Here is a 20,254-nt window from a genome sequence, read left to right on the forward strand (position 1 = left end):
TATAGCAGCTAACATATAGGTTCATACAATAATTTTAACGTTCTACAACTTGCCTCAAATAAGGAATCTCCCCTATCTAACAATTTTCTAATGCTATTTTTTATCGGAAACCAATGATGTTCAATAGGATTTAAATCAGGTGAATAAGGCGGTAAAAATTTTAGCTTGCAACCAGCTTTTTCTATTAATTCTTTAGCCCTTTTTGATTTGTGAAAGCTTGCATTATCAGCAATGACAACCTGTCCAGGCTTTAGTTCCGGTACAAGGCAATTTTCTATATAAGCTTCAAATACTTTACTATCACAGCTTCCAGTAAAAACTAGCGACGCTATAAAACTATTCCGATTTAATGCTCCAATAAAACTTGTTCTTTCACTACGTCTTCCCGATTTACTTCCATTACAACGACTTCCTTTCATTGACCACCCATATTCATATGATTCATTATCATCTATACCGGCTTCATCAAGATAAACACGCTTCTCTATCGGCACTTCTTCTAATTCACTGAGGAAATCTTGTCGCTTTCCTTCGTTTCTTTCTTTATAAGAATATGTCTTTTTTTTTGAGTAATATTGAGTTTCTTTAAAGCTCGACTGATAGTCATTATACTTACAACATTATCTAGTTCTCTTGCTATTTCTGTAAGTGTTAACGAACTGCCTTCTTCTACTAAACGACGAAACGCCAATATATCAGGTATTTTATGACCATACCCTTTCTGGTATCCCTCCTTTGCCTTTATATCTCCAGTTTCTTTCTTTAATCTAATCCAGTCATAGATTATTGACCGACTAATTTTGAAGGTCTCGCATGTAAGAGCTATTTTCTTATATTTCTCATAATGTTCTATAACTCTAGAACGTAAATCGTAACTGTATGCTGTCGCCATATTGCTATTATTAAATTTATTCATTATCTATCATTATAACTTATATTAACCTCTATGTTAAGTGCTATACCAATCTTTCAGAAAATAGCTGTGTCTATTATTGGTGATGAAGAATTACATGATTTACGAATTATCGATAATGAGCTGATTAAGCTAAAACATCCGGTAAGACATTTGTCGGTAGGCTTTCCTTATTCTTCGATATTACAGACTTTCCCTCTGATATTCCCAGATGAAGTAGAACATGCTCCAAAAAAAGATGCGGAACTTGGCTTGAAGGTCTTTAATAGTAAAGGTGGTTATATTGAAGAAAGGCTTGATAATGGGCAAATAGATCGGCAGCATATTAATAGTAGATATGTAGATAGTGATGCATTGATTAGATTGGTTAATGATAAGAAATATTTAACAACATCAACAGCTACTAAAGAAGTGTGTGACTTATTTACCACTCCCTATCAATCAGGTTGGATAAATTTTATTATGCACGGGGAAATTAAAACTGATATTGATGTGACTTTTAAGGTCGATAAACCTTATCCAGTTAGTATATTAAAAATCTATGCTAAGGCAAAAATCTTGCCAAATTACAAGGGTAGTGGATGAATAAGCGAGAGACCCCCACTAACCACAAGGGTCATAACGCCAACCGAGTCCCCCAGTCCAAGTACCAATCGGATAATGCCCTATTCTTCAAAAGAATCGACTGCCAAAAGCAGATTTTTCGGCACATTACACAACTGATACTAATTTAGTGTAAACATATTTTTGCGATAAGTCTACTTAAAGTTTTTTAAAAGGTAAAAAATACCAATGTTTAATTTTCTAAATTTTTTCTCGAGTGGAGAGAGTATATTTGCTACAGGAGCATCTTTATTTAATACTTATGCCCAACTCAGGAGTAACAAAGAGAAAACTAAGCAATCTTTATATGAGCAGCGGCATTTATTAAGACAACAACAAGAGAATGTCAGGTTTGACCGTCAACAACTAATCGAAAGAACTGCGGAATATGGGGCAATATCAAGCTATCATGTTGATATGCTGAGGCAGGAGCAGTTATATAATCGCCAACAATTGGGCTATAATATCCTGAAAACTGGTATTGGTATCACTGGCACTGATTCAGCTGGCTTGTTACTAAGGCATATGGCTTATATGGATGAGATGAAGGCAAGAAGCGTCGAAGCTGAACATTTTCACCAAAGACCAAGATCAAACTTAAATACGGCAATGGTTGATTTAAACAAGGAAGCAATTAATCGTAATATTAGTACGATCAAGTCAGCCTCGCCTTGGCAGAATCTTGGTACGGTTTTAAACGGGGTATTTGATCTTGCTAAGATATCAAGAATTAACGAAGGTATAATAGACAAGTAAAAAAAAATAAGAATACCGCAAAAATAATGGCAACAGCTATTAGTGGATGATAAAAATCTGTTATAGTCAATTGATGAGAAGTTGGGGACGTTGTCGCTCGTCGCTCGCCTATTACTTATAGGCGTCGCTCCATCGCTCCTAGCCCCAAATTCTCCTGAATTGACTATATATAGGAAGTTTAATAAAAAAGTGACCAAATAAGATGGAATGGCAAGAAGATGAAATGGCAAGTTATAGCTGGGATAAGTCAGAAGATTAATGAAGAAGCTAAAGGTTATTTGATACGTAAACTGGAGAAAGATGCTAGCGTAGAAATGCCTAATTTATGGGCGGATTTTATTAAAGAGACCACTACGCATTTGCATCAATCACAGAGCAATATTGAGGTAGTTAGCGATAACAAAACTGGTGGTTTTGGTTGCTTGACGCAATTTGATGAATTTCATCCGGATTTTTCAGAAAATAACAAACCGTTCATCGAGTATTTTTTAGGCAAGTATGATAAGCGGGCTGTAGATTATCTGCAACAAGCCAAGAACCCACTGACTAGGCGTATGTTGCAAGCCAAGATTAATGAGTATAAAATATCTTTAGCTGGACATATAAGCCATACAGAAGCCAAGCTGATTGATGGTAAACGTAACCATTTAGCAATTGAAGCTATCGAAAAGTTTAAGATTGCTACTTATGATAATCCTGAACTTTATAGTAGTAATTTACAAGATAGCATAATAGCTATGGAATTATTCACTCAAGCTCTTGATTTTATTCACTATAGCATATATTTCTTTCTTGCTGTAGCTTTTGCCAAAATTTTCATTAGCCGTATCTGTAATACTTTTGGCACTCCATCCTTTAGATAAGTACAAATGTATAAATTTTTCTAAGTCATCTGCTAGATTAGCTGCATTATCCTCTTCAGAAACACCGGAAATTAGCAATACTATTTCCCCTTTGATAATATTCTGTTTATAGAAATTTATAACGTTTTCTATTAATCCTGACTTTACTTCTTGGTGCAATTTAGTAAGTTCACGTGCTATACATATTTCTCTATTACCAAAAACAGCAAAAGCCGTATGTAACGATTGCTCTATTCTGCTAGCAGTTTCAAAAAAAATCAAAGTTGCTTTTATGCTAGCTAATTCTGTGAAAATCTTCTTTTTACCTTCAATGGTTTTTGGTAAGAATCCAGCAAATAAAAAACGATCTGACGGTAATCCAGAAATGGGTATAGCGGTGGTTAATGCAGAAACGCCAGGTATAACATCTATGTGATAATTAAGTTTTCTCAACTGCCTAACTAATTTATAACCAGGGTCAGAAATTAACGGTGTTCCAGCATCAGATATTAGGCTGACTATTGCTCCATTATCAATGAGCTTGCAGATAATCTCTCTTGACTGGTTATCACTATGATCATTATATACTTGTAACTTGGTCTTTATATTATGTTTTACTAGTAATTTTTTTGATATTCTGGTATCTTCGCACAGTATTACTGTAGAGTTTTTTAGTGCTTCTAAAGCCCGAAATGTTATATCATCTAAGTTACCAATAGGTGTTGAAACAATATATAGTCCTGGTTTAAAGATCATGATTTAACCCCAATTGCCAATTATCCCTAATTAAGATAAAGTAAGTATTATGAACAGTATAAAGCAAAAATTTTTAAATATCACCTTATCATTTATATGTCTTGTCTCTTTATTTTCTTGCCAATCTAATAAAGAGGCTATTGTTACTCCTACAACGAAAGAAGTTGTGCAAGAAACTCTAGAAGTGGCAATTTTAATGCCTCTAACGGGAGAAAATTCTACATTAGGTAGACAATATAACCAATTAATTAAAATGGGTCTAGAAGATGGTTTAAAAACTTATGTCCATGTCACTTCTTATGATGGCTCTAATGAGCAGCAGGTACTTGCTGCAATGGATAAAATATTAGCTCGTAAAACAAAAATTATTCTAGGGCCATTATATTCAAACCTTACTTCTCTAATTGCCAATAAAGCTAAAACGCATAACATTTTTATAATTACCATGTCTAATAATCCTGTATTGGCAGACCAGAAACTTTTGGTATTTGGGCATGCTCCATCAAAGCAGCTTACAAAAATAATTAATTACTTTGCAGATAATGATTATAAAAATTTTATTGCCCTGCTACCTTCAGGGCGTCATGCACAAACAACAAATCAACTTATTCAAAATATATTAATTCAGAAAAATTCTACCTTAGTGCGGAGTGAATTTTATGCTAATATACCAGAATCAATAGAAAAAGCGGTGTTAACTGTCTCAAATACTGTTGATAATTTAAATGAAATGGAGGATACAGAAACTAAACCTGTAATTTATCTGTCGGATGATGGTAAAAATCTAAATTTGCTTTTTGATAGTATTCATAAGCATAATTTAGATAAAAAAGCAATTATAATAGGCGATAACAGAATAAATATTGATTATTCTGAACCGGTGGATATTATCTTTACTGGTTCATTAAATATTGTAAATAGTAATATAATAGAGAGAGCTAAAAATATAGGCATTAATCATTTATCTTTCATGCACGCTGTGGCTTATGATTTAGGAAAAATAACATCAAAATATATAGATACTAACTTTACGGAAGAACGATTTTTAGCAGCGTTGAATAGTACAGCTCCATATATTGGTATATCAGGTAATATTCACTTTATCGATTCAATAGCCCAAAGAGAGTACGATATAATTAAGAAAGAAAATGGCTTGTATAGCACTATTTCAAAAAGTGCTGACAATTTTTAATGTATAGTCAACTCAGGAGAATTGGCTAACAGGAGCGACGCATAAGCGTCAGTTTAAGAAAATGAAAGTAGAAAAGTCGTCTATTAGCGAGCCACCTTAGTACCCTACAATTTTTATTCTATAAGTATTAAACAGCATAAAAACGTCATTGCGAGGAGGCGTAAGCCTCCGAAGCAATCCATATAGTCTTGATATATTTATACTAATTCTCATGGATTGCTTCGTCGCTACTAAAGCAGCTCCTCGCAATAACGCTTAGCAGTCAGCTTTTTTACTCATCATAAGGAAATAAATAAAAAATTGTAGGGTATGCTATTTATGTCATGGCAATTGTCATAACATAAACACATTCAGCTCCAGAATCTTTTAAGATTTTAGCGCATTTGTTAACTGTAGTTCCAGTGGTCAATACATCATCTACTAATAATATTTTTTGACCTATAATCTGATATTTTTTATTGAGTATAAGGCTATTTGATAAGTTTTTTTCTCGTTCTTTTTTAGATAAAAATGTTTGAGATTTAGTCCATTTTGACTTAATTAATACATCCGGACTAAACGACTTTCTTGCTAATTTGCTAATTTCTAAGGCTAGAATCAAAGCAGGATTATACATTCTAAACAACCTCTTGAACCTATTCATGGGAACTGGAATAATTAAGTCAATGTCTTGAATTTCACTATTATAGTGTGTATAAAATAATTTACTAAAAGTTTTAGCAAGAATAGTTTTATCCTGGTATTTAAAGGCATGAATTATTTTTTTGCTATGCTCATTAAATTTAATTAGACTACGAGATTTATCATAACAAGGTTTATGTTGAAAGCATTTTGCACAACACATATTATCTAAAATTGATATATCTAATCTACTACCACAAATAATACAGTAGGGTTTTGTAATAAAATCAAGTTTTTTCCAACAATTTTGACAAAAATCCTCTTTAGTTTCAGTCATTTCGATACAAGACAAGCATCTTGCTGGTAAGATGTAATCTATAAGATAATCATAAAGTCTACTGATTTTGTGTACGTAATGAAGCAAATCTTTAAGCGATGTCAATGGTTAAATTTACTGGTCTACGAACACATGGGTTTCTAATACCAGACGGATCTATTGATTTAATAGATACACAAGGACTTTTAATCTCATAAGGAGGACTAGAGGTACATGATAATAATTGCAATAACACAACAAAAGGCAGAAGAAATCTTAATAATTTTGTCATAATTGTCATTTAAAATAATTTTAGAGTTTATAGGTAAGTTATCCTAGTTTGCAATATATCTCAAGTATATTTGATGAAAAATAAGTTTTAGATATAAAAAACATAATAGCTTGTGGTATTTTTCTTGACAAGGATATATAATGCAAAATTGATAAATCAAGGCAGTGATGGCAAATATACCCTTTAAAGAAAGACCCCCTTATGCAAAAAAGTATAATAGTTGGCGTATTAGAATTTTATATTCGATAATTGTTGGTTACTCAACATTCATACTTTGTCGTCAGAATTTTAATATTGTAATGCCTGCTTTAATGGAGCATTTTGATGTAACCAAAACTCAACTTGGTTGGATTTTAACAACTGCCTCTATATTTTATGGTATAGGAAAGTTATGTAATGGATTCTTAAGTGATAGATCAAATGCTCGTATATTTATGGTAATTGGTCTTATATGTGTAGCTGTTGTAACATTGTTATCGGGGTTTGCTTCCAGTATAACATCACTTGGTATTTTGTGGATTCTGAATAATTGGTTTCAATCTATGGGTTGGCCACCTGCAACACGTATGTTAACTTATTGGTACGCTTCTAAGGAATTAGGAATGAAATGGTCTCTAGGAGCCACTTCTAATCAAATTGGCGGAGCAATCACTATGATAGTATGTGGTTATTTAATAGATGCTTATGGTTGGAAAGCAGCGTTTATAATTCCTGGAATAATTGCATTATTAGTATCATTATTTCTATTCAATAGATTACGTAATTCCCCCAGTGAGGTTAATTTACCTATAGTGGAAGAGTACAAAGAATGTGACATATCTCTTGATAGTGATAATTTATTAACAACTCAATTAATAAAAATTGTATTTTGTAACAGATTAATGTGGTATGTGTGTTTTGCCAACATGTTTATTTATATTGTGCGTTCAGGTATAATTTTTTGGGCTCCTGTATTTTTGTGCGAGCTAAAAAACATTACTATTGCTCAAGCTGGTTGGCAAGTTGCTTCTTATGACATTTTAGGTTTAACTGGTGGTATTGTTGCTGGATGGATGTCAGATAAAATATTTCAGGGAAGACGTGGACCAGTTGGTTCAGTATTTATGTTTGCTTTAGCTTTTACTATTATTTTATTTTGGCAAATGCCAAATGAGTATGAAATATTTAGTATTATTACTCTTGCTTTGGTTGGTTTTTTTGTATCTGGACCACAAGTATTAATAGGTGTTGCTACAGCAGATTTTACTAATAAACAAGCCGTTGGTACAGCTAATGGTCTTTCAGGTTTATTTGGTTATCTTGGTGCTGCACTGGCTGGCGTATGTGTTGGTTGGATTTCTGATAATTTAGGGTGGAATGGCGTTTTTTTATTTTTTAGCCTGTCCGCTTTCTTGGGAGCAATAATTCTTTCCTTAACTTGGAATTATAGCTCTAGAAGAACTGCATAACATGTTACCTAACTGTACTATCAGAATTTACTTGCCAAAAATATATAAATTTATATAAATGTTAATAATAAATTAATAAAGGTTTACTGTGACTCAAGAATATACGTTTTCAATGATTAAGCCAGATGCTACGAAAAGAAATCTAATTGGTAAAATTAATTCTTACTTAGAAAATAATGGGCTAAAAATAGTAGCTCAAAAAATGACTATTTTAACTAGAGATCAAGCAGAAATTTTTTATGCAGAACATAAATCAAGAGCATTTTTTAATAGTTTAATAGAGTCTATTACTTCCGGTCCGGTTGTTTTGCAGGTTCTTAAAGGAGAAAATGCTGTTTTACAAAATCGTAAAATAATGGGAGCTACTAATCCAAATGATGCTGAATTAGGTACTATTAGAAAAGATTTTGCAAAAAATATTGAGGAAAATAGTATACATGGTTCTGATACTTTAGAAAGTGCTGAAAGAGAAGTGAGATTTTTCTTTGCTGAAAAAGAAATTGTAGAATAACACAATGATTATGAAGTATAGCGTTGTAGTTATTGGCGGTGGTCATGCTGGTTGTGAGGCAGCTTCGGCTGCTGCACGTCTTGGCATAGATACTCTTTTAATTACTTTAAAACTAGATAATCTTGGTGAAATGTCTTGCAACCCTGCAATAGGTGGGGTAGCAAAAGGTACTTTAGTAAAAGAGATAGACGCTCTTGATGGACTCATGGGTAAAATTATAGATCAAGCTGGTATCCATTATAAGATGCTTAATGAAAGCAAAGGTCCAGCAGTTTGGGGGCCAAGAGCTCAAGCTGATAGAAAGCTTTATAAAAAAGCTATGTATAATGCCTTGATAAATCATCCAAATTTGACAATTTTATGTGCATCTGTAGAAAATATTGAGATACACAACTCTGAAGTAAAAGCATTAACCTTAGATGATGGTACTAGAATTGAATGTCAAAAAGTTATATTAACTACCGGTACATTTTTATCTGGACTCATTCACATAGGAGATAAAAAAATCCCATCGGGTAGAATAGGTGAAAAGCCGTCATACGGTTTATCTAACGCACTAAAATCTTTCGGCTTTGCTCTTGGTAGGTTAAAAACTGGTACTCCTCCAAGAATAGATGGAAGAACAATTGATTATAACGAAATAGAGGTGCAGGCTGGAGATGCTGTGCCACGCCCTTTTTCCGAACTCACAACTTCTGTTAAGATAAAGCAAATAAATTGTTTCGTTACTAGAACAACTGAACAAACTCATGAAATTATTAGGAATAACTTAGATAAGTCAGCTATGTATTCTGGACAAATCAAGAGTATAGGACCAAGATATTGTCCATCCATTGAAGATAAGGTTACTAGATTCTCTAAAGCAAGTCATCAAATATTTTTAGAACCTGAAGGCTTGGACGACCATACTATATACCCAAATGGCATATCTACATCATTACCTGAAGATATACAATTAGCATTGCTAAAAACAATTCCTGGTCTTAAAAATGCCACTATGTTAAAACCAGGATATGCAATAGAATATGATTATGTTGATCCTAGAGAGTTAAAAATAACGTTAGAAACGAAAAAAATTAAGGGATTGTATTTTGCTGGTCAAATTAATGGCACCACTGGCTATGAAGAAGCCGCGGGACAAGGAATTATGGCTGGCATTAATGCAGCCTTATCACTAAAAAATCAATCAAATTTTATTTTGACTAGAGCAGATGCCTATATTGGTGTTATGATTGATGATTTAATCACTCTTGGTACAATAGAGCCTTATAGAATGTTTACTTCTAGATCTGAATATAGACTTTCGGTTAGGGCAGATAATGCAGATTTAAGACTAACTCAAATGGCTATAGATATTGGTATTATATCTAATTTACGTAAAGAAGTTTTTAGTAAGAAATGTGACGATATTCATAAGGTAGAAAACATTGTAAAAACTATCTCTTTAACAACTACTAAATTAGCCAACCTGGGCGTCTCTATCGCACAAGATGGTTCATATAAAACAGCCTTTGATTTACTAGGATTACCAAATTTTGGTGTTGATAAAACGATAGAAATCTTTCCAGAGCTTATTTCATTAAATAAAAAAATTCTTCATTATCTTTGTATTGAATCAAGATATTCTTCTTATTTGACTAGACAGAATGCAGATATTCAATTATTTAAAGAAGAAGAGCTAGAATTATTAGATGATGATATTGATTACTTCAAAATACCCAGCTTGTCTACAGAAGTAAGGGAAAAACTCCAGTATCACAAACCAGCTACTATTGGTGCGGCTAGAAGAATATCTGGTGTTACTCCAGCTGCTTTAATAGCAATTATAATTTATATAAAAACAAAATATAGACATTAATGTATAATTATAGTAGTGTTTCACGTGAAGTGTTAGAAGCTCTTGAGAAGTATCAATCATTAACGTTGAAATGGAATAAAGCTATTAATCTCGTTTCTTGTAATACCAAGAATGATTTTTGGGTGAGACATATCTTAGATTCTTTACAACTAATGAAGTACATAAATGACCAAAATATTCATTTAATAGATGTTGGTTCAGGTGGTGGATTTCCAGGAATAGTTTTGTCTATTGCCGGGATAAAGAATGTTACTTTAGTAGAGTCTGATGTAAGAAAATCTGTTTTTTTATTGCAAGCTTCCAAAATTTCTAGTAATAAAATTAATGTGGTTAATCAACGAATAGAAAGTGTTAAATTAGATTGTGATATATTAACTTCTAGAGCTTGTACTCAGTTAGATAAAATATTGGCTTATACTAAACATATTAATGTAAGAAATAAGTATTTATTATTTAAAGGTGAGAAGTATCAACAAGAAATTGAGATTGCTAAAAAGAGATGGTCTTTTTGTCATTCTATATATGATAGTGAGACTTCTAATAATAGTAAGATTTTAGAAATTAGTAACATATATGACAAAAATAGTTGCGGTAGTTAACCAAAAAGGTGGAGTTGCAAAAAGCACAACTACTGTAAATTTGTCAACAGCTTTATCTGTGATGGGTAAAAAGATTTTGGTAATAGATTTAGATCCTCAGGGAAATAGTAGCACTGGTTTTGGTATAAGCCAACAGGATAGAAAAGTTACTATTTATCAGGTACTAATTGGTTCAAAAACGATTGAAGAAGCCATAATACAAACGAATATTCCAAATTTACAAATAATTACAGCTAACACTAATTTATCAGGTGCTGAGATAGATTTATTAAGTATACAAAAGCGTGAATATTTATTATCAAATTTGTTAAATAAATTAGTCAATAAATATGACTACATTATTATAGATTGCCCTCCTTCTCTTAACTTATTGACAGTTAATGCATTAGTGGCTTGTGACTATGTATTAATCCCTATGCAATGTGATTTTTATTCATTAGAAGGATTAAGTCATTTGCTAAAAACAATTGAAATTGTAGAAAAGAATTTAAACCCTAAAATAAAAATTGCCGGCATTTTATTTACTATGTATGATAAACGCAATCGATTAACTGAGCAAGTAGAGAATGATGTTAGAAAATGCTTAGGAGGATTGGTATTTAAGACAGTTATTCCACGGAATGTAAAACTATCTGAAGCACCATCTCACGGTCAACCAGCAATTATCTACGATCATAAATGTACTGGCTCTATTGCTTATATAGAACTTACAAAAGAGATTTTAGGTAGAAATATATGAAAAATAAAAATTTAGGCAAAGGATTATCAGCTTTGCTTGGAGAAGAAGTTTTTACTGTAGAGAAGGATGAGTTAGTAAAAATTATAGATATTGATAAAATTGAAGCTAGGAATAATCAACCAAGAAAAAAGTTTGAATATGATAAAATAAAAGAATTAGCCGATTCCATAAGTAATAATGGTTTGTTACAACCAATTATTGTTAGCTCAGTCAGTGATGGGAAATATAAAATTATAGCTGGTGAGAGACGTTGGCGTGCTTGTAAGGTGGCTAAGCTTACTGATATTCCTGCTATTATAAAAGATATAGGAGATAAAGAAATTATAGAAATAGCTCTAATTGAAAATATTCAAAGAGAGGAATTATCTGTTATAGAAGAATCGGAAGGATTTGAGAGATTAATAAAAGAGTTTGGTTATACACAAGAGCAATTAGCGGAAAAAGTTAGCAAGAGCCGTAGTCATATAGCTAATTTATTAAGACTAAATCAGTTACCACAACCTATCAAAGATAAAATAAATGAGGGGCTTTTAACTATGGGACATGCAAGATGTCTAATTAATCACCAGCAAGCTGAGGTAATAGCTAATCATATTATTGAGAATGATTTAAGTGTTCGTCAAACTGAAGATATAGTAAGAAATTGGTCTAAAAATGAATATACAAAAACCCCAGAACATGATAAACGTATAGGGAGAGGTCTTCTAAAAGAGAGTAGTAAAGAGAATGATCTACAATTATTAGCTAAATCATTGTCAGAAAGATTTAATATAAAAGTAACTATTGAAGATTACCCAATTGGTGGGAAATTGATATTTCACTATAGTAATTTAGAAGAACTTGATTCAATTTTATCGAGGTTAAATTAAATGCAAATTTTTCTAGATAGTGCTGATATTAAAGAAATTGATGAGATTAACCAATTAGGTATAATTGATGGCATAACTACTAATCCTTCCTTGATGTCTAAGACAAAATACGACTTTGTATCAACTATTGCAGAAATATGTAAGATAATAACTTCTGATGTTAGCGTTGAAGTGGTTGCTAATGATGTTGATACTATGATTAATCAAGGTAATAAAATTTTAGGAATATCCAGTAATATTGCGATTAAGTTACCTATGACATGGGACGGTATTAAGGCGTGCCAATATTTTGTAGGTAAAGGAAAAAAAGTGAATATGACCTTATGCTTTTCTGTTAATCAGGCACTTATCGCTGCAAAAGCTGGAGCATCTTATATATCACCTTTTATCGGTAGACTTGATGATATAGGTCAAAATGGTATTAGTTTAATAAGTGATATAAGACAAGTATACGATAATTATCAGTATCAAACAAAAATCCTTGCTGCATCTATAAGAAGCCCTAACCATGTTTATCAAGCTGCTATGTATAAGGCTGATGTTGCGACAATGTCTGGTAAAATTATTAAGCAATTATTAAATCATCCACTAACAGATTCAGGTTTAGAGATTTTTAATAAGGATTGGACTAAATCGGGGTTAAAAATTTAAGAAAATCATATACTTGTATAACCTAAACATTTAGGTAAATATATTTTTGCAAACTTTACCAATTGTCAAGTTAACTAGATTGTAAGCAGCAATTATAAATTCAAAAAAGTTTAAAAATAGGTATACATTACAATAAATATATTGTAAATGTATGAAGCAAATAGCTATAGCAGAATTGTTGCTGTCATGTGCAAGAAGCAATAAAAATTTAAACTAAATTTATTTAAATTTTTATTGCGAAACATAGTTGATCCAAAAAAGTAACCAAAATTGATTGCCTTGTTCGGACTTTGCACTTCCTCGCAATGACATTGGCTATTTTCCCACAACTTATTAAACTACCATAAAAAAGATGTGGGTAATAAATTAAATAGTATTTATAAATTATAATGCTATAATATAAAGCTTACAGTCCGATTTTTGAACAGCCTTGTTTATTGCAGGATATTATAATAATTACTTAATCTTGTATGAAAACAAAATTCTTACTATCTATTGTCTTTTTTAGCATAATTTCAATAATATTTTTTGCATTATTTGGAAAAAATAAGCTTCCAACTCCTAAAAAAATAATGTTTATAGTACATACAGAAACTAATGGTGGCAAAGGAGTATATACCCTATATAAAGCAATGAAAGAAACAGGGCATGATGTAAAAATTGTTGCTATTCCATTATATAATCGATGCTATAACGTAAATATAGATATGAAGTTTACAGCAAAATTTGATAATAATGATGTACTATATCCTTGCGGAAAGATAGAACCTTATACAAAATGCGAAACTATTGAATCATATAAACCAGATTATATTTTTATCTAGAACCCTTATAATATTTACAATGATTCAATTTTAGATCCTTACTTTATCAATTCAACTCTTAAAAAAATTGCAAAAAAGATAGTATATATTCCTTATGGTCCTCACATTTTTCATCAAGATCACATAAATGATAAAAAATTACCAAATATTATGGATTTAGTATTTGTTGATTCAGAAAGTACAAAAGATATTTATATTAAAAAATATGGCTTTCCAAAAGATCGTATTATTGTTTCAGGATATCAAACTTATAAAGAAGTTAGAGAAGGTATTATCACTAGCTCTAAAAAGGCTCCAGAAACTATTTTATGGTTACCAAGGTGGTAGCTATCCTTTCAATATAGAGACCTATTTGAAGGTGGCTCAACTTTCTTGAATTATCATTATTTTTTTTATAATTATGCACTACAAAATCCAAATATAAATTTTATTATAAGACCTCATCAACATTTATTTTTTTCTACTACTAACTTAGGATTTTTAACCCAAGAAGAAATTAATCAAATTTTTATAAAGTTTAGAAGCTTACAAAATGTTACTATTTCTGATAGTACCAACACTTCTTTAGTGAATGATATAATTTCTGCAGATATTGTAATAAGTGATGGAACTTCTGCTCTTGCAGAGGTAGTTGTAGCAGATAAGCCTATAATTTACTTAAGCAATGGTTGGAATAATGAGTTTAATAGTAATAAATTATCACGCGAATTAAAAAAATATATTTATTTAGCATATAATCCAAATGATATAAGAAGATATATAGATGATATTAGGCAAAATAATTATTCGCCTTTCCACGAAAAAGAAGAAAAGAATAGTTATTTTAAGAAAATAAAATGCAAAATAAAATACAATTTATTTGAATCACCATGTAACAGAAAAGAATTTAAGAAAATATTAGATCCAATAAAAAACCCATCCAAGTTTATTGCTGAATATTTATTATATGATAAAACCACTTGACAGGGGTTTTATAATAGTTTAGGTTGCTTGAAAATGAGCATGAGTATTATATGAATGCAGTAGATTCTTCTTTCACTATGTGGAATAGAGCTAGAAATAGTAAATTTAGACACGTTGTTTGGCCTATCAGATCTAACGAGTTAGTAAAGTTTGTGCCTATGGCTTTACTAATATTCTTTATTCTCCTTAACCAGAATCTAGTACGTAGTATGAAAGATAGTCTGGTAATAACATTAATTAGTTCGGAAGTTTTAAGCTTTATAAAACTTTGGGGCGAGATGCCTGCAGGTATCTTATTTGTCATCCTTTATTCCAAACTTTGTAATATTATGACAACTGAACAAGCTTTCAGAATCATATTATCTTTTTTCTTGGGATTTTTCCTATTATTTACCTTTGTTTTGTTTCCATACCGAGAATATTTTCATCCAGACCCTCAAATAATAGAACATTATATTACTACACTTCCACATTTAAAATGGTTTATCATCATTTGGGGAAAATGGAGTATTGTGTTATTTTATATAATAGGGGAATTATGGCCAATGATTGTATGTACACTATTATATTGGCAACTTGCTAATAAGATTACTACTACTGAAGAAGCTCCAAGATTCTATTCGTTTTTCTCCTTATTTGGTCAAACTAATTTGCTAATATCTGGTAGTGTAATTGTCTATTTTGCCAAAGGTAATCACTTCTTATTACCTCTATTTTCTCATCTTAATGACCAAACAGAAATTCTTTTAAAATCATTCATAGTAATCGTTACCATATCTGGACTGATCTGTTTGATTTTACATAGATTTGTTGAATTGAAAATTATAGAAACTACTAAAAATATTAGATATAAAAATAAAAGAACCGATATACTGAAGCTAGGGTTAGTTGAGAGTAGCAAAATAATTCTTAAATCAAAATATTTAGGAATTATTTGTGTATTAATGGTTTCATATTCCATGTCAATCAACTTAATTGAAGGATTATGGATGTCTAAAACCAAGGAGTTATATCCTACTACCCAGGAATTTATAACTTACAGTGGTGAGGTATTTTTTTGGACTGGAATATTTACTTTAATTTGTGCTTTTCTAGGTAGTAGTTTAGTTAGAAATTGTGGTTGGTTTTGGGGAGCTGTACTTACTCCCGTTGCAACGTTATTATCAGGAGCAATGTTTTTTACTTTCGTCTTATTGGAAAAGCCTTTATTGGCAATTACGACTGGTCTTAGTCACATTTCTCCATTAATGATAATTGTTTTTGTAGGTGGCTTGTGGCATGTTTTAGGGAAAGGAGTAAAATATTCGCTTTTTGATTTTACTAAAGAAATGGTCTATATCCCTCTTGATAGTGAAATGAAAACCAAGGGAAAAGCTGCTGTAGATGTACTTGGTGGCAAAATAGGAAAATCCGCTGGAGCAATTGTTCAATTTGTCTCTTTTAGTATTTTTCCAAGTGCTGTACATAATGACCTAGCAGGTTTTCTCATGGTGGTTTTTGTTATTGTTTGTATAGCTTGGATTTTTGGTGTAAAAGTCTTAAATCGATATTATAAAAACTTGCTAGCACAGCAGTAGGTTAGTTGCATTATAACTAACCTGAATTATTATACCGTCATTGCAAGGAGCTACTTTAGTAGCATTAAGACAATCCTGTTTTGTGTTATCTCTACGAAGGATGTCATCCCTACTTGCCTTAGTGTAATCCCTGCGAAAGCAGGTATCTAGATTCCCGCCTACGCGGGAATGACAATAGTGGGCGGAAATGACAACTTTCCCGTAGGAGCAAATGTACAAATGTTGGTCAGGTTACTATACATTTGTGCTATAATTATTTATTAAATTAAGGAAAAAATTAATGACATACGTACCAATGGTAATTGAGCAAACCTCTAGAGGGGAAAGAGCCTATGATATATATTCTAGGTTATTAAAGGAACGTATCGTTTTTGTTTGCGGTCAAATTGAAGATTATATGGCAAATGTAGTGGTTGCACAATTACTATTCCTTGAGGCAGAAAATCCAGAAAAAGATATTTCTATGTATATTAATTCTCCTGGTGGCGTTGTAACTTCTGGTTTGGCAATTTATGATACTATGCAATATATTAAGCCTAAGATTTCTACTCTTTGTATAGGTCAAGCTTGCTCTGCTGGCTCTATGTTGCTTACTGCTGGGGAGAAAGGTATGCGTTACTCCTTACCGCATAGTCGTATAATGATCCATCAGCCGTCAGGTGGTTACCAAGGGCAGGCTACAGATATCGAAATTCATGCCAAAGAAACCATGAAACTAAAAAGAATGCTTAATCTCTTATATGTCAAGCATACAGGGCAAGAACTAGAGACTATCGAAAAAAGCATGGAACGTGATAATTTCATGGATCCTGAAGTAGCCAAATCATTTGGGCTTGTTGATGAAATTATCACTGATAGAGCAAAAATTTTAGTAAAAAAATAAATTAGTACTCTATGAAAAAGAAGACTCCAACACCTAAAAACCATGACCTCCTGCATTTCGAGGTTTAACAGTAATAGCTGGCTTCTTGGATACTTCGTTAATTTCGTTAATTTTATTTTGTAAAAACGCTTGCATCTTTACATTATCTCTAACATTAGCATGTTCTGCTCTCTGTTGTGGCTTTACTATTTCACCCTCTTTACCAGCTCTATTCTCTGTTAGTAATCTAACCGCATCAGCATCCGGCTTTCTTTGTCCGGCTTCGATGTTACTAAGCTCTTTTCCTCTTTGCTTCGCTGTAGCCTTTAATAACCTCTGCAATAGCTTTGCTTGTTCTTCTTTAGACGTTAATGTATCTAATTTTGCTTCGATATGTTTCTTTTGTGTATCAAATACTTTATTTTCTAAATTTGATAGCTCTCCTACCAGTTGTGCAATATCCACATCAGTTTTTCGAGTTGAAGAACCTATATGTTGTGATCTTGATAAACTTGCTTTGATATCTTCAGCCCTATTTCTAACGTCTGTATTTATTAATACAGCTTGAGAGATTTTAGTTGTTTTTGTCTCTGTAATAACATTAACTTTTTCATGAGGATATTCAAGAATATCAGGGGCTGGTTCCATTTTGACCATATCATTAGAGAGCATTGTAGTCTCTGGCACTTTATGCAACTGCGGTGTTTCTTCAATATTTTGTCCAGGAATTGCGGAATTCATAGATAATGGTACATCGATAAATGGCGAAATATCTACACTATGTTCTAGATTTTTGCTCTCTTCTTGCATCATTATTTTACTTTCTTGCATTGCTGGCATTTGTTCACCAGGCTTTATATAGTCAACTTCAGATTTAGCTCCTCTAGAGGTTACAGCAAGATCAGGAGCCTCAATAGATTCGATAGATGGTGAAATATTCACTCCCTGTCCTAGATTTTTAGCAACTTCTTGCATCATTGATCTATATTTTTCTTGCGTTACTGGTAAGGTATAGATTTTTCCACCATGCTCTATATAGCCAACTGCATCAGGACTATTTCCGGTAAACTTAACTGGATGTGGCGAGCTGACCTCAATAAGCTTACCAGCATCATCATAGTGAGCAGTAAAATATACAGCATTACTTGCCGCAATATTTTTACCATACTGATCCTTGACAGCTAACGATAAATGCATCGGACCATTATTATCAAGTTTTATCGGAAAATCTATCGTCCTATAATTGCTAATTGCAACGCTAGTTCCATCACTTTTTTGTACTGTATGAGGAGGATTTATTTGATGGTTTGCTTCTGATAATGTTGCAATCTCATGACCGTTTGCATCTCGTACTATCTGCTTCTTAATAGTGATACCATTAGCATTCTCTACACCCCCATCTTTCCATTCCATAGTACTGAATCTACCAGCAAACTGCGTATGAACGTTTTTATAGCCAGCAATTTCGACTTGCTCTAAAGCATGCTTTAAATTTTGATCTTCTTTTAGAAGTCCACTAATTGTTTCTTTATTTTGTTCATTTTCAAAATACGCTCGAAACTTATTCAGATCGTCAAGCTCTTCTGGTTTTGCTATACTCTTATTTACCAAAGCTGCAGCTATTATCGCTCTTTGCTTAGTTAAGATATGCTCTCTAATTGCTTTGGTTATAGGATCAAGATTATCAGCAGAAAAAGACGGGACATCAACCGAAGAATTATTTAATTCTAAAGGAGCTTTTTCTTCTCCTGGTAAGCAAAAAATGTCCTGAGTAAGCTCTTGTGGTTTGATAGCAGTAACTATTTCCTCTAGTTCTTCCTTACATTTTTGCCAATTCTCAGAAATTGTTTCATCCTGTATGGGTTGTTCTAATATTTCAGCAAATTCATTAAACACTATGGTTTGTTCTACTATTTTGTCAGATTCTGGCAGCTTGTTTTGTTCTTCTGTCTTATTTTTAATTATTTCAGCAAATCCCTTTAATATGTTCTTTTTCTCGCCAAGACTGCCCGCACTATCTTTTAAGGTTCCCTTTACAATTTCAAACAAAGATTGCTCTATAGATTCAGTTTGCTCATCATTTGTTACTTTACCAATTTCCTCTATTTTTGCTATAAAGTTCTGATAATACTCAAAATATTCTCTAGGATCTCTATCTTTACTCATTTTCCCCACCTCATTCTTAAATTATAACTATATTTAATGCTAGATAATATTCTCCCTTAAAGCAACTAATTTGTTTCTATGAGGCTGTCTACGATAACTAATTAATTATATCATGTTTATTCGCAGCCAAAAAGAGCTAAATATAGAATTACTTTAGTTATTAAGCAGCCTCCTAGTCCTTCACAATAATCTAGAAGCTGTGAAAATAATATTATAACATATAATATGTCAACACTAATAGCATAAGAGCATATTATGCAAAAATAATTAAATTAATTTTTCACTAGCCTAGGCAAAATTTATTACATAAAAGTTGCTAAATATTAACTTAATGGTATTATCCTGTATAAAAATTGTCAAAGATAACTAAAGGAGATACAATAATGAGATTTATTAACAACACAAACATTCTGTCTACCTTTGGGTTGGTGGGAACGATGGTAAGAGATAACCTTGCTGCCCCATTTACTACTACTGATGTTATCTCAGTAAATAATCGAACTGAGGAAGAAACATCAACAGAATTAGTCGCACTCAAAGTTGCCGCAATGGTAGCGGCTGTTCTTGCACTTGGTGCAGCTTGTGGTGTAGCTTCTTTTGCTTGCTCCTACCTACGAGACAAAGGCTGCTACGATAGCAAAGATGACCCCTTAGAGAGATTTTTATCTGACTGCGAGAGATACAGAAAGGAGAATGAACAGAACGATTCGGAAAGACTAAGTATTTCTACAGTTGACTTACATCATGTTCATGATGATGATGACAATGATGATAATTTATCATCTATATCGGCAGCTAGATATGCTCTTCCTGACATAGTATAATGGTCTCCATATTTTGGACACAAAAATAGAAGAAATGAGATAGAATTCTTTAGCAAAAAAGGAGAGCTAGAG

22 protein-coding genes are annotated in these 20,254 nt (G+C 32.2%); 17 read left to right on the top strand and 5 right to left on the bottom strand.

Annotated features, from left to right (window positions below):
- Positions 1–8 precede the first annotated feature (8 nt).
- A protein-coding gene (locus tag RiCNE_RS02080; protein WP_239832580.1) for an IS630 family transposase occupies positions 9–892 on the bottom strand; the annotation gives its coding sequence in 2 pieces (ribosomal slippage) (positions 9–569 and positions 572–892; 882 coding nt in all).
- A gap of 54 nt (positions 893–946) precedes the next feature.
- Here RiCNE_RS02080 and RiCNE_RS02085 point away from each other — a divergent pair.
- The 3 genes from RiCNE_RS02085 to RiCNE_RS07265 all read left to right on the top strand — a co-directional run bounded on the left by RiCNE_RS02085 (position 947) and on the right by RiCNE_RS07265 (position 3,135).
- Positions 947–1,498 (top strand): hypothetical protein, encoded by a 552-nt coding sequence (locus tag RiCNE_RS02085; protein WP_094648974.1) that lies wholly within the window; start codon positions 947–949, stop codon positions 1,496–1,498.
- A gap of 207 nt (positions 1,499–1,705) precedes the next feature.
- Complete coding sequence (locus tag RiCNE_RS07925) at positions 1,706–2,272, top strand: hypothetical protein (protein ID WP_239832582.1); 567 nt, start codon at positions 1,706–1,708, stop codon at positions 2,270–2,272.
- Positions 2,273–2,490: 218 nt separating this feature from the next.
- The gene (locus RiCNE_RS07265; protein ID WP_133062922.1) at positions 2,491–3,135 is read left to right on the top strand and encodes a hypothetical protein; all 645 of its coding nucleotides are present in this window, start codon (positions 2,491–2,493) and stop codon (positions 3,133–3,135) included.
- On the opposite strand, the gene rsmI is transcribed toward RiCNE_RS07265, so the two are convergent.
- Positions 3,016–3,870, bottom strand: coding sequence for a 16S rRNA (cytidine(1402)-2'-O)-methyltransferase (gene rsmI, locus RiCNE_RS02095; RefSeq protein ID WP_094648976.1), 855 nt, complete (start codon positions 3,868–3,870; stop codon positions 3,016–3,018). The two genes, RiCNE_RS07265 and rsmI, sit on opposite strands and share 120 nt — an antisense overlap.
- A 49-nt stretch (positions 3,871–3,919) precedes the next feature.
- Between rsmI and RiCNE_RS02100 the strand changes: the two genes are divergently transcribed.
- Positions 3,920–5,062 carry a penicillin-binding protein activator gene (locus RiCNE_RS02100; RefSeq protein WP_094648977.1) on the top strand — a complete coding sequence of 381 codons (1,143 nt, stop codon included), beginning with the start codon at positions 3,920–3,922 and terminating at the stop codon, positions 5,060–5,062.
- Between the two features lie 316 nt (positions 5,063–5,378).
- On the opposite strand, the gene RiCNE_RS07930 is transcribed toward RiCNE_RS02100, so the two are convergent.
- Together RiCNE_RS07930 and RiCNE_RS02110 are read right to left on the bottom strand one after the other, a co-directional pair.
- Positions 5,379–6,125: a double zinc ribbon domain-containing protein gene (locus RiCNE_RS07930; protein WP_094648978.1), complete on the bottom strand. Its 747-nt coding sequence runs from the start codon at positions 6,123–6,125 to the stop codon at positions 5,379–5,381.
- Entirely contained in the window at positions 6,112–6,291 is a 180-nt protein-coding gene (locus RiCNE_RS02110; RefSeq protein ID WP_094648989.1) for a DUF2706 domain-containing protein, read from the bottom strand. The genes RiCNE_RS07930 and RiCNE_RS02110 overlap by 14 nt, the downstream gene beginning before the upstream one ends.
- Before the next feature lie 167 nt (positions 6,292–6,458).
- On the opposite strand from RiCNE_RS02110, the gene RiCNE_RS02115 reads away from it, so the two are divergent.
- The 12 genes from RiCNE_RS02115 (at position 6,459) to clpP (ending at position 17,213) form a co-directional block, all read left to right on the top strand.
- Positions 6,459–7,739, top strand: a complete 1,281-nt coding sequence (locus RiCNE_RS02115; protein ID WP_094648979.1) for an MFS transporter — start codon at positions 6,459–6,461, stop codon at positions 7,737–7,739.
- Between the two features lie 88 nt (positions 7,740–7,827).
- Entirely contained in the window at positions 7,828–8,250 is a 423-nt protein-coding gene (gene ndk, locus RiCNE_RS02120; protein ID WP_094648980.1) for a nucleoside-diphosphate kinase, read from the top strand.
- Positions 8,251–8,257: 7 nt separating this feature from the next.
- Positions 8,258–10,108, top strand: a complete 1,851-nt coding sequence (gene mnmG / locus RiCNE_RS02125) for a tRNA uridine-5-carboxymethylaminomethyl(34) synthesis enzyme MnmG (protein WP_094648990.1) — start codon at positions 8,258–8,260, stop codon at positions 10,106–10,108.
- A complete protein-coding gene (gene rsmG / locus RiCNE_RS02130) occupies positions 10,108–10,707 on the top strand; it encodes a 16S rRNA (guanine(527)-N(7))-methyltransferase RsmG (protein ID WP_094648981.1) in 600 nt (199 codons plus the stop codon). The genes mnmG and rsmG overlap by 1 nt, the downstream gene beginning before the upstream one ends.
- Positions 10,682–11,446, top strand: a complete 765-nt coding sequence (locus RiCNE_RS02135; RefSeq protein WP_094648982.1) for a ParA family protein — start codon at positions 10,682–10,684, stop codon at positions 11,444–11,446. Before rsmG ends, RiCNE_RS02135 begins: the two co-directional genes overlap by 26 nt.
- Positions 11,443–12,315 (top strand): ParB/RepB/Spo0J family partition protein, encoded by an 873-nt coding sequence (locus tag RiCNE_RS02140; protein WP_094648983.1) that lies wholly within the window; start codon positions 11,443–11,445, stop codon positions 12,313–12,315. The genes RiCNE_RS02135 and RiCNE_RS02140 overlap by 4 nt, the downstream gene beginning before the upstream one ends.
- Positions 12,316–12,966: a fructose-6-phosphate aldolase gene (gene fsa, locus RiCNE_RS02145; protein ID WP_094648984.1), complete on the top strand. Its 651-nt coding sequence runs from the start codon at positions 12,316–12,318 to the stop codon at positions 12,964–12,966. It abuts the gene before it with no gap.
- Positions 12,967–13,436: 470 nt separating this feature from the next.
- Complete coding sequence (locus tag RiCNE_RS07935) at positions 13,437–13,790, top strand: hypothetical protein (protein WP_239832589.1); 354 nt, start codon at positions 13,437–13,439, stop codon at positions 13,788–13,790.
- Between the two features lie 150 nt (positions 13,791–13,940).
- A complete protein-coding gene (locus RiCNE_RS07940) occupies positions 13,941–14,117 on the top strand; it encodes a glycosyltransferase family 4 protein (RefSeq protein ID WP_239832591.1) in 177 nt (58 codons plus the stop codon).
- 45 nt (positions 14,118–14,162) lie between these two features.
- Positions 14,163–14,753 (top strand): hypothetical protein, encoded by a 591-nt coding sequence (locus tag RiCNE_RS07945; RefSeq protein WP_239832592.1) that lies wholly within the window; start codon positions 14,163–14,165, stop codon positions 14,751–14,753.
- 50 nt (positions 14,754–14,803) lie between these two features.
- A complete protein-coding gene (locus tag RiCNE_RS02155; protein WP_094648985.1) occupies positions 14,804–16,330 on the top strand; it encodes an Npt1/Npt2 family nucleotide transporter in 1,527 nt (508 codons plus the stop codon).
- Between the two features lie 280 nt (positions 16,331–16,610).
- The gene (clpP, locus tag RiCNE_RS02160; RefSeq protein WP_094648986.1) at positions 16,611–17,213 is read left to right on the top strand and encodes an ATP-dependent Clp endopeptidase proteolytic subunit ClpP; all 603 of its coding nucleotides are present in this window, start codon (positions 16,611–16,613) and stop codon (positions 17,211–17,213) included.
- A 33-nt stretch (positions 17,214–17,246) separates the two neighbouring features.
- Here clpP and RiCNE_RS02165 read toward each other — a convergent pair whose 3' ends face one another.
- The gene (locus RiCNE_RS02165) at positions 17,247–19,358 is read right to left on the bottom strand and encodes a Sca4 family protein (protein WP_094648987.1); all 2,112 of its coding nucleotides are present in this window, start codon (positions 19,356–19,358) and stop codon (positions 17,247–17,249) included.
- A 383-nt stretch (positions 19,359–19,741) separates the two neighbouring features.
- On the opposite strand from RiCNE_RS02165, the gene RiCNE_RS02170 reads away from it, so the two are divergent.
- Entirely contained in the window at positions 19,742–20,182 is a 441-nt protein-coding gene (locus RiCNE_RS02170) for a hypothetical protein (RefSeq protein ID WP_133062923.1), read from the top strand.
- Positions 20,183–20,254: the final 72 nt, after the last annotated feature.

Origin of the sequence: Rickettsia endosymbiont of Culicoides newsteadi (genome assembly GCF_002259525.1) — a bacterium.
In the GTDB taxonomy this organism is placed as follows: Bacteria; Pseudomonadota; Alphaproteobacteria; order Rickettsiales; family Rickettsiaceae; genus Tisiphia.